Genomic DNA, 9,944 nt, shown 5'->3' with positions numbered 1-9,944 from the left:
CCGGGTCGGTCAGGGCTTGCGGGAGGAGGTGAGGGTCGCGAAGGCGATGACGTTGTCGGCGTAGCCGGCGCGGCCGCCGAGCCAGTCCCCGCCGCAGGTGATCAGGCGCAGGCCGGGCGGGCCCTCGTCACCGTAGATCCGCTCCGCCGGGAGCTGGTCCTTCGGGAAGTGCTCCACCGAGTCGACCGTGAACACCACCACCGAGTGGTCGGCGCGGGTCACCTCGACGGTGTCGCCGGGGCGCAGCTTGTGCAGGTCGTAGAAGACAGACGGCCCGCTCTTGGTGTCCACGTGCCCGACGATCACCGCCGGCCCCGGCTCACCGGGGGTCGGTCCCCGGTCGTACCAGCCGGTCTCCTGGGCCCGCTCCAGCGGCGGTACGGCGATCGACCCGTCCCGGGCCTGACCGACCGGTGCCACGTTCGCGGACACCTTGATCGTCGGGACCGACAGCCGCACCGGCCGGCTGGCGGCCAGCCGGCCGCTCTCGCCGCGGGCCGGCCGGGCCTCACCACCGCCGGCCGCCCAGTCGAACGGCCCGACCGTACGGCACAGCCCCGCCCCGGTCGCGAAGACCCCGACCAGCACCAGCACCACGGCCAGCGGCACCGACCACGGGCTGCGTCCGGACGGCCGACGCCGATCGGCGGCGGCCGGCTGCGCGGCGGGCGGGGTGGCCATCACGGGGCTCAGCGTCCGGCGGCGCCACGGACGGTACGGGGGCGACGGGTCGCCACCACCCAGACGACCATGCCGGCCACGGTCAGGGCGACCCCGCCGGGCAGCAGCAGCCCCCCGGTGAAGCCGCCGGCGCCTCCGCCGAACCCGGTCGCCGGCCCGCGGCTGGGCCTGGGCGTCGGCTGGCGGGTGGGGTCGACGGCCTTGACCACCTGGAGCATGGTCGAGGCGGTCGCGCCGTCGGGGCACTCCAGCTTGACCCGGTAGTTGCCGGGTCGGGTGCGCTCGCGCACCATCGGCGTCCCGGTCAGCTCGCCGCGCTGCGGGTAGACGGCGATCCGGCCGAAGGCGTCGGAGACCACGATCGCCGGCACCCGGTTGTCCCGGCAGCTGGCCCGCACCCCGACCAGGAAACCCGGTTCCACGGTGCTCGGCTTGACCTCGACGAAGACGACGCCCGGCGGCGGTTGCCAGTCACCGGGCTGCTCCGACTCCCCCGGCGTCGGGGCCACCGCCGGCGGCACGGCGGCCGGGGCGGGACCCGTCCCGAGCAGGGGGGCGGCGACCGCGGCGAGGGCGACGGCCAGCGCCGCGCGGCGGTGCGTGCGTGACACCATTGCCCCTCCCGGCGCACTCGGTGCCGGGCAGCGGACCGCCCGGCCTGCCGTACGGGATGAATCCTCTCACCCCCGGCCGTACATCACATCCGATCCGGCGGGACCGTCGCGTAGGCTCGGGTCGCTGTGACCTCCACCGACCTGATCCCCGTCGCCGCGCCGCCACCGGCGCCCGCGAGACCGATCCGCACCTTCCACCCGCGTCGTGGCCGCATGAGCGGCCGGCAGACCGACGCGCTCGACCGGCTGTGGCCGGCGTACGGCTTCGACATCGCCGCGGACCTGGACGGGCCGCTCGACCCGGCGGTGCTCTTCGGCCGCCGCTCCCCGCTGGTGCTGGAGATCGGCTCCGGCATGGGCGACGCCACCGCCGAGATGGCCGCAGCCGACCCGGATCGAGATTATCTGGCGGTCGAGGTGCACACGCCCGGAATCGCGAACCTGCTGGACCTGGTGGAACGCCGGGGCCTGAGCAACGTCCGGGTCGCCGAGGGCGACGCGTTGGACCTGGTCAGGGCCCTGCCGGCGGAGTCGCTGGACGCGGTGCACGTGTTCTTCCCCGACCCGTGGCCCAAGTCGCGCCACCACAAGCGGCGCCTGATCCAGCCGGCACACGTCGCGCTGCTGCGGTCCCGCCTCGTCCGGGGCGGGACGCTGCACTGTGCGACCGACTGGGCGGAGTACGCCGCGTCGATGCGGCAGACCCTGGACGCCGATCCGGAGCTCGTCGACGCGCACGACGGCTTCGCCCCGCGCCCGGCGCACCGTCCGGTCACCAAGTTCGAGCGCCGCGCCGTCACCGCCGGCCGCCCGATCTTCGACCTGATCCACCGCCGCCGCTGAGCCCTCGCCCGCTGGCGGTGGGGCAAATCGTCGTGTTTCGGCCGGGATGGACGGGGCCACCACCGCCGGTTGGCGGGAAGGGGCATGATCCAGGCACCATGGACCCGCTATGACGCTCACCGCCGCGCTGCCTGCAAGCGCCGACCCCGACACCCTCTACGACGCGTTCGCCGGTTGGGCGAAGGAGCGCGGCCTCGACCTCTATCCCCACCAGGAGGAGGCGGTCATCGAGATCGTCTCCGGCGCGAACGTGATCATGAACACGCCGACCGGCTCCGGTAAGAGCCTGGTCGCGATCGCGGCCCACTTCGCGGCCCTGGCCGACAGCCGGACCACCTTCTACACCGCGCCGATCAAGGCGCTGGTGTCGGAGAAGTTCTTCGCCCTTTGCGAGGTCTTCGGCGCCGACAACGTCGGCATGCTGACCGGTGACGCCAGCGTCAACGCCGACGCCCCGATCATCTGCTGCACCGCCGAGATCCTGGCCAACCTCGCGCTGCGCGAGGGCGAGCGGGCCGACGTCGGCCAGGTGGTCATGGACGAGTTCCACTTCTACGCCGAGCCGGACCGGGGCTGGGCCTGGCAGGTGCCGCTGATCGAGCTGCCACAGGCCCAGTTCGTGCTGATGTCGGCCACCCTCGGCGACACCACCCGCTTCGTCGACGACCTGGCCCGGCGCACCGGCCGGCCGACCGCCGTCGTCCGCTCGGCGGAGCGGCCGGTCCCGCTGATCTTCTCGTACGCGATGACGCCGCTGCACGAGACCCTCGAAGAGCTGCTGCAGACCAAGCAGGCCCCGGTCTACGTCGTGCACTTCACCCAGGCCGCCGCGCTGGAACGGGCCCAGGCCCTGATGAGCGTGAACGTCTGCACCCGGGCCGAGAAGGACATGATCGCCACCGCGATCGGCAACTTCCGGTTCACCTCCGGCTTCGGCAAGACCCTGTCCCGGCTGGTCCGGCACGGCATCGGCGTGCACCACGCCGGCATGCTGCCGAAGTACCGCCGGCTGGTGGAAACCCTCGCCCAGGCCGGCCTGCTCAAGGTCATCTGCGGCACCGACACCCTCGGCGTCGGCATCAACGTGCCGATCCGCACCGTGCTCTTCACCGGCCTGTCGAAGTACGACGGGGTGCGGACCCGGCTGCTCAAGGCCCGCGAGTTCCACCAGATCGCCGGGCGGGCCGGCCGGGCCGGCTTCGACACCATCGGCCGGGTGGTGGTGCAGGCCCCCGAGCACGTCATCGAGAACGAGAAGGCCCTGGCCAAGGCCGGCGACGACCCGAAGAAGCGCCGCAAGGTGGTCAAGAAGAAGCCGCCGGAGGGCTCGGTCGGCTGGGGCCGGCCCACCTTCGACCGCCTGGTCGACGCCGAGCCGGAGCCGCTCACCTCCAGCTTCCAGGTCAGCCACTCGATGCTGCTCAACGTGATCGGCCGCCCCGGCGACGCGTTCGCCTCGATGCGGCACCTGCTCACCGACAACCACGAGGACGCCGCCGCCCAGCGCCGGCACATCCGCCGCGCCATCGCGATCTACCGGGCGCTGCGTGCCGGCGGGGTGGTCGAGCAGCTCGACGAGCCCGACGAGACCGGCCGCCGGGTCCGCCTGACCGTCGACCTCCAGCTCGACTTCGCCCTCAACCAGCCGCTCTCCCCGCTGGCGCTGGCCGCGATCGAGCTGCTCGACGTCGACTCCCCCTCGTACGCCCTCGACGTGCTCTCGGTGGTGGAGTCGATCCTGGACGACCCGCGCCAGGTGCTCTCCGCCCAGCAGTTCAAGGCGCGCGGCGAGGCGGTCGCCGCGATGAAGGCCGAGGGCATCGAGTACGAGGCCCGCCTCGAACTGCTCGACGAGGTGACCTGGCCCAAGCCGCTCGCCGAGCTGCTCGACGCCGCGTACGAGATGTACCGGCAGGGGCATCCCTGGGTCGCCGACCACCAGCTCTCCCCCAAGTCCGTCGTCCGGGACATGTACGAGCGGGCGATGACCTTCACCGAGTACGTGCAGTTCTACTCCCTCACCCGCTCCGAGGGCCTGGTCCTGCGCTATCTCGCCGACGCGTACAAGACGCTGCGGCAGACCGTCCCCGAGGACGCCAAGACCGAGGAGCTGGTCGACCTCATCGAGTGGCTGGGCGAGCTGGTCCGCCAGGTCGACTCCAGCCTGATCGACGAGTGGGAGCGGCTGCGCAACCCCTCCGACGTCGCCGAGGTCGCCCAGGCCCACGCCGCGCTGGACGACCGGCCGCCGGCGGTCACCCGCAACGCCCGCGCCTTCCGGGTGCTGGTGCGCAACGCGCTGTTCCGTCGGGTCGAGCTGGCCGCGCTGCGCCGCTGGTACGACCTGGGCGAGCTGGACTCCTCGTCGGGCTGGGACGCCGACGCCTGGGCGGACGCGCTGGAGCCGTACTTCGAGGCGTACGACTCGATCGGGGTGGGGCCGGACGCGCGCGGGCCGGCGCTGCTCATGATCGAGCAGGGTCGGGAGCGCTGGACCGTACGGCAGATCCTCGACGACCCCGACGGCGACCACGACTGGGGCATCAGCGCCGAGGTCGACCTGGCCGCCTCCGACGAGGCCGGCGCCGCGGTGGTCCGGATCACCGCGGTGGGCCAGCTCTAGTTTTCCGTACGCGGGGAAGGGGTCGTCCGGTCAGTCCGGACGGCCCCTTTTGCCGTGCCTTCCGCAGCCCCGTTTTCGCTGGGCGATGTCAGACCCGTCGATTAGAATGTATGTACTAATCGAGTTCCTGACCTGGGAGGACGCCCGTGACCGCGCCCGCCTCCACGCCACTCACCCCCTACGCGACGCTCCTCGGCTTCACCCGCTACGTCGACCGCAACGGCCCGACCAAGGCGACCTTCGTCGGGGGCCTGCGCAAGCAGCGGGCCAGCCGTTCCGGCTTCAACCCGCACGGCCAGTTCGTCAAGGCGCTCAAGGCCGACATCGCCTTCCACACCGGGGGCACCCACCTGGGCCAGGTGGTCGACGTGGTCAAGCCCCGCTGGCGCCCGCTCTACCAGGCGCTCGTCCCCGGCGCGTCGGCCTGGCTGCGCTCCCTCGGCGAGCCCCGGGGCGTCGACCTCGCCCAGACGCGCGACGCGCTCGCCATGCTGGGCGACCTGCCCGTCAAGATCAACCCTCACTTCGGCCTCCGGTACGCCGACGGCCGGGTCGAGGCCGTCCGGCTGCACTTCGACGAGACCCCGCCGAGCGAGGAGGCGATGCTCGCCACCCTGCACCTGATGGCCCGACACATGGACGCGGTGCTGCCGCACGCCGAGCCGGTCCTGGTCGACGTCCGCCGCGGCGAGGCCCACCGCATGCCCACCGACGCCAAGCCCGACCAGATCGAGCGCTGGCTGGCCGGCGAAGCCGCCGCCTTCCGCGCCATCTGGACCACCGCTGCCTAACCCCAACCCCCCGGCCGTCGACCGCACTTTCACGGAAAGAGTGGCTGTTCCTCGTCGGATAGCCACTCTTTCCGTGAACGTGGGTAGCGCAGTCGTGTGGTTATCCACAGGGGGTTATCGGGGGCGGGGCATTACGTCAGGGTGTTGGGGTGGCTGTGCACCTCGTCGTCCCGTTGAACTCGTCGGGCAGGTTTTCTTCGCTCGTGAGGCGGTCCTTCGCGGCCTGCTGACGAAGAACGACCTGCGCACCAGCGCCTGGCGACGGCTCTTCACAACGTCTACGCCGACGCGCGGCTGGAGATCTCCCACCGCACCGGTGTCACGCCGTCGCGTCCTGGCTCTTTCCGCCGGGATGTGCAATCGCGGGCAGGTCTGCCGTCGCACTGCACGGCGGAGCGAGTCCGGGCCGAATAAGCCCGTCGAGGTGGTGGTGCAACCGTCCTCGCGGTTCGGCCCCGTCACGGGTCTTCTGGTCCACGTCGCTGCGTGGCGCGAGGGCGAGGTGGCAGTGCTCGACGGCATCTCCGTCACCACCGCGGTGCGAACCTGCTGGGATCTCGCATGCTGGCTCGACACCGTCGAGGCTGTGGCCCTGATCGACTCGCTACGTCATGTCGGCGCGGTCAGCCTCGCCGATCTGGAGCGGTACCTTCCGCGCACCGTGGCGAGCGGGGCTGGCGGAAGTTCGCGCAGGCGGTGAGCATGACGGACGCCGGCGCGGAATCGCTGCCCGAGTCCAGACTTCGAGTACGTCTCGTCGCGGCCGGTCTGCCGCGGCCGGTGACACAGCACGTCGTCACACGCGCCGGACGGTTCGTGGCCCGCGTCGATCTCGCATGGCCCGAGCTGAAAGTCGCCGTTGAATATGACGGCCTCTGGCACCACGATCCAGCCCAGTTCCACCGGGACCGGCAGCGCCTCAACAAGTTGCTCGGCGACGACTGGATCGTGCTGCATGTGACCAGCCGACGGATGCGCGAGGACTTCGACGGTTTTCCTGGCAGAAGTCCACGCCGCCCTCCACTCCCGCACCCGCCCCTGACAAACCCGCCCCTCCGAGAGCACTTACACGGAAAGAGTGGCTATTCCAGCTGGAATAGCCACTCTTTCCGTGAATTTGCGCGGATCTTGGCGCGGGGTGGGTCAGGCGGTGAGGTGCTTTTCGAGGTCGTCGAGGATCTTGTTGGCGGCGCCGACGCCGATGCCGGTCATCCAGACCTCGTCGGAGACGACGTGCGCCTTGTTCGCCTTGACGGCGGACAGGCCCTTCCACAGGGTCCCGCCGGTGACCTTGGCCTGCTCGCCCGCCGCCTTCTCGCCGTACGCGGTCACGAAGATGACGTCACCGTCGACCTCGTTGATCCGCTCGGCGCTGACCAGGTCGAACCGCTTGTCCTCCTTGGCGGCCAGCAACTGCCGCTCGGGACGGCCGAGGCCGGTGTCACCGACGACGATGCCGGAGAACGAGTCCGGGCCGTACACCCGGATGGCGCCCGGGATGAAGCGGACGATGGAGATCTTGCGGGTTGCGGCGTCGCCGAGCTTGGCGCCGAACTCCTTGGCGCGGGTCTCGTACGTGGTGAGCAGATCCTTGGCCTGCTGCTCCTTGCCGAGCGCCTTGCCGTCGAGGAGGAGGTTCTCCTTCCACGTGACGCCCACCTTCTCGGTGAAGACGGTCGGCGCGATGGCGGCCAGCTCGTCGTAGAACTTCTCCTGGCGGAACTTGCTGCCCAGGATCAGGTCCGGCTTGAGGGCGTTGATCGCCTCCAGGTCAGGCTCGGTGAGCACCCCGACCTCCTTGATGCCGGCGAGCTTCTCCTGACCGAAGTAGGTCGGCCAGCTCTTGGCCTCGCCCGCGGTGGCGGCGCCGACCGGCGTGACACCGAGGGAGAGCGCGGTGTCGATCTTGTCCGTGTCGAGCACGACGACCCGCTTCGGCTCCGCCGGCACCTTGGTGGTGCCCATGGCGTGGGTGATCTCCCGGGTTTCCCCGGTGGTGGTGCCGGCTACCGGGTCGCTCTCACCGCAGGCGGTGAGTCCGACGCCGAGGGCGACGGCCGCGGTGAGGGCGGCGACGAGACGACGCATCAGATTCCTTTCGAGGGGTGGGAGCCGACGAGCGGGGTGACCGCATCGTCGGCGGGGGTGCGGGCCGCCGGAGCGGCCGGCGGGGCGAGGGAGGGGGAGGTGAGCCCGGGCACCACCAGCGGCGCCCCGGTCACCGGGCAGGGCACGACCACACAGTGGAGCCCGAAGACGTCCCGGACCAGTTCCGCGGTGAGGATCTCCCGGGGCGGTCCGGCGGCCACCACGGCGCCGGCCCGCATCGCGATCAGGTGGTCGGCGTACCGGGCGGCCTGGTTGAGGTCGTGCAGCACGGCCACCACGGTCCGGCCCCGCTCGACGCGCAGCCGGTGCAGCAGGTCCAGCACCTCCACCTGATGGGCCAGGTCGAGGAAGGTGGTCGGCTCGTCGAGCAGCAGCGCGTCGGTGTCCTGGGCGAGGGTCATGGCGATCCACACCCGCTGCCGCTGGCCGCCGGAGAGGGTGTCCACCGGCCGGTCGGCGAGCCCGACGACGTCCGCCATCGCCATCGCCCGGTCGACCGCGGCGCTGTCCTGCTCCGACCACTGCCGCCACCACCGCTGGTACGGCTGCCGGCCCCGACCGACCAGGTCGGCGACGGTGACGCCCTCGGGCACCAGCGGGCTCTGCGGGAGCACGCCGAGCCGGCGCGCGACCTCACGGGTGGGCAGGTCGCGGATTGCGGTGCCGTCGAGCAGCACCGTGCCACGCCGGGGCGTGAGCAGGCGGGCCATGGTGCGCAGCAGGGTGGACTTGCCGCAGGCGTTCGGCCCGACGATCACGGTGAACGCGTCGGCGGGCAACTCCAGGTCGAGCCCGTCCAGCACGGTGCGCTCGTCGTAGCCGGCGACCAGGTCGCGGGTGGAGAGCATCACGCCTCCTTCGAAGGATCGGCGAACGGGATGTCGGCGGCGCACCGGCGGGAGAAGGCCGGCCGGGGCACGGGCGACGGGCCTGCCACGGACGTCGGGCGGCGGGTGGGCTTCACGAGGGCCTCCGGCGGCCGCGCAGCAGCAGGAACATCAGGTACGGGCCGCCGATGGCGGCGGTCAGCACGCCGGCGGGCAGTTGCGTCGGGGCGAACAGCCGACGGCCGGCGAGGTCGGCCAGCACCAGCAGCAGCGCGCCGACCAGCGCCGCACAGATCAACGGCGGGCGCTCGGCCCGGACCAGCCGCCGGGCCACCTGCGGCGCGACCAGCGCCACGAAGTCGACCGCGCCGACCTGAGCGGTGACCATCGCGGCGACGAGCACGCCGGTGCCGGCCAGCCCGATCCGGCGGGCCACCGGGCGCAGCCCGATCCCCCGGGCGGTGTCGTCGTCCAGGGCGGTGCTGTTCAGCGCCCAACCGGCCCAGATCAGCAGCGGCAGCAGCACCAGCAGGGTGCGGGCGATCCATTCGGTCTCGTTCTGGCCCTTGCCGGCCAGGGTGCCGATCAGCCAGATCTGGGCGCGCAGCCCGTCGATCGGGTCGGCGGTGAGCATGACCACCTCGGTCAGCGCCCGCAGCGCGAAGGCGACCGCCACCCCGGCGAGCACGAACCGCTGCGCGGCCAGCCCGTGCCGGGCGCCGAGGGCGAGCAGCAGCACCGCGGCGGCCAGACCGCCGGCCAGCGCCGCCGGCGCGACCAGGACCGCGGCGACGCCGCTGGTCAGCGCCACCGTCGCGGCGAGGCCGGCGCCCTGCGTGACGCCGATGACGTCGGGGCTCGCGAGGGGGTTGCGGGCCACGCTCTGGATCAGCGTGCCGGCCACCCCGAAGGCCGCGCCCGCCACCGCGGCCAGCACCAGCCGGGGCAGCCGCAGGTCGAAGACCACCAGGTCGTACGGGGTGCCGGCGCCGGAGAGGGCGCGCAGCACGTCGGCCGGGGCAACGTACGGGGTGCCGAGGGAGAGGCTGAGCACTCCGGCGACCAGCAGCAGCACGACCAGCGCGACGGCGACCAGCACCGAGCGGCGGCGAATCTGCACGCTCACCGGGCCGAGTCGCAGCAGCGACCGCCCGGGCAGTGCGGCGACACCGATCGGGGCGGGTCGTGCCGGCCCACCGGTGACCGGCACCGATTCGGCCACGTCCGGTGCGGCACGGCCGGCGCCACTCGCCGCGGAGGCGGTCGGGCCCGAGGCGGTCGGGCTGACGCCACTGGGGCCGGAGTCGGTCGGGCCGACACCCGTCGGGCCGGAGGCGGTCGGGTGGGAGGGGGCGGTCACGCGGTCACCACCTTCGCGCGGCGGACCAGGAAGGCCAGCAGCGGGGCGCCGATCAGGGCGGTGACGATGCCCGCCGGCACCTCACCGGGCGGGGCG

Annotated in this window: 9 protein-coding genes; 3 read left to right on the top strand and 6 right to left on the bottom strand. The window is 72.5% G+C overall.

The annotated features are described in order from the left end of the window. Window positions 1-9: 9 nt before the first annotated feature. Together NCC78_RS21570 and NCC78_RS21565 are read right to left on the bottom strand one after the other, a co-directional pair. Entirely contained in the window at window positions 10-681 is a 672-nt protein-coding gene (locus NCC78_RS21570) for a class F sortase (RefSeq protein WP_250796607.1), read from the bottom strand. A gap of 8 nt (window positions 682-689) precedes the next feature. Continuing rightward, entirely contained in the window at window positions 690-1,295 is a 606-nt protein-coding gene (locus tag NCC78_RS21565) for a hypothetical protein (protein WP_250796605.1), read from the bottom strand. A gap of 213 nt (window positions 1,296-1,508) precedes the next feature. On the opposite strand from NCC78_RS21565, the gene trmB reads away from it, so the two are divergent. The 3 genes from trmB to NCC78_RS21550 all read left to right on the top strand — a co-directional run bounded on the left by trmB (window position 1,509) and on the right by NCC78_RS21550 (window position 5,552). Beyond that, on the top strand, window positions 1,509-2,138 hold the full coding sequence (trmB, locus tag NCC78_RS21560; protein ID WP_250796604.1) for a tRNA (guanosine(46)-N7)-methyltransferase TrmB: 630 nt from the start codon (window positions 1,509-1,511) through the stop codon (window positions 2,136-2,138). 109 nt (window positions 2,139-2,247) lie between these two features. Next, window positions 2,248-4,761 (top strand): DEAD/DEAH box helicase, encoded by a 2,514-nt coding sequence (locus NCC78_RS21555; protein WP_250796601.1) that lies wholly within the window; start codon window positions 2,248-2,250, stop codon window positions 4,759-4,761. A 146-nt stretch (window positions 4,762-4,907) separates the two neighbouring features. Beyond that, on the top strand, window positions 4,908-5,552 hold the full coding sequence (locus NCC78_RS21550) for a hypothetical protein (protein WP_250796600.1): 645 nt from the start codon (window positions 4,908-4,910) through the stop codon (window positions 5,550-5,552). Between the two features lie 609 nt (window positions 5,553-6,161). On the opposite strand, the gene NCC78_RS21545 is transcribed toward NCC78_RS21550, so the two are convergent. The 4 genes from NCC78_RS21545 to NCC78_RS21530 form a co-directional block, all read right to left on the bottom strand. After that, a complete protein-coding gene (locus NCC78_RS21545; RefSeq protein ID WP_250796598.1) occupies window positions 6,162-6,509 on the bottom strand; it encodes a hypothetical protein in 348 nt (115 codons plus the stop codon). Between the two features lie 186 nt (window positions 6,510-6,695). Next, complete coding sequence (locus NCC78_RS21540; protein WP_250796597.1) at window positions 6,696-7,640, bottom strand: ABC transporter substrate-binding protein; 945 nt, start codon at window positions 7,638-7,640, stop codon at window positions 6,696-6,698. Beyond that, window positions 7,640-8,509, bottom strand: a complete 870-nt coding sequence (locus NCC78_RS21535) for an ABC transporter ATP-binding protein (RefSeq protein WP_250796596.1) — start codon at window positions 8,507-8,509, stop codon at window positions 7,640-7,642. Before NCC78_RS21535 ends, NCC78_RS21540 begins: the two co-directional genes overlap by 1 nt. 112 nt (window positions 8,510-8,621) lie before the next feature. Continuing rightward, window positions 8,622-9,848, bottom strand: a complete 1,227-nt coding sequence (locus tag NCC78_RS21530) for a FecCD family ABC transporter permease (RefSeq protein ID WP_250796595.1) — start codon at window positions 9,846-9,848, stop codon at window positions 8,622-8,624. Window positions 9,849-9,944 lie beyond the last annotated feature (96 nt).

This window comes from Micromonospora phytophila, from assembly GCF_023656545.1.
GTDB lineage: Bacteria > Actinomycetota > Actinomycetes > Mycobacteriales > Micromonosporaceae > Micromonospora > Micromonospora phytophila.
This window is presented reverse-complemented; position numbering and strand designations above follow the sequence as displayed.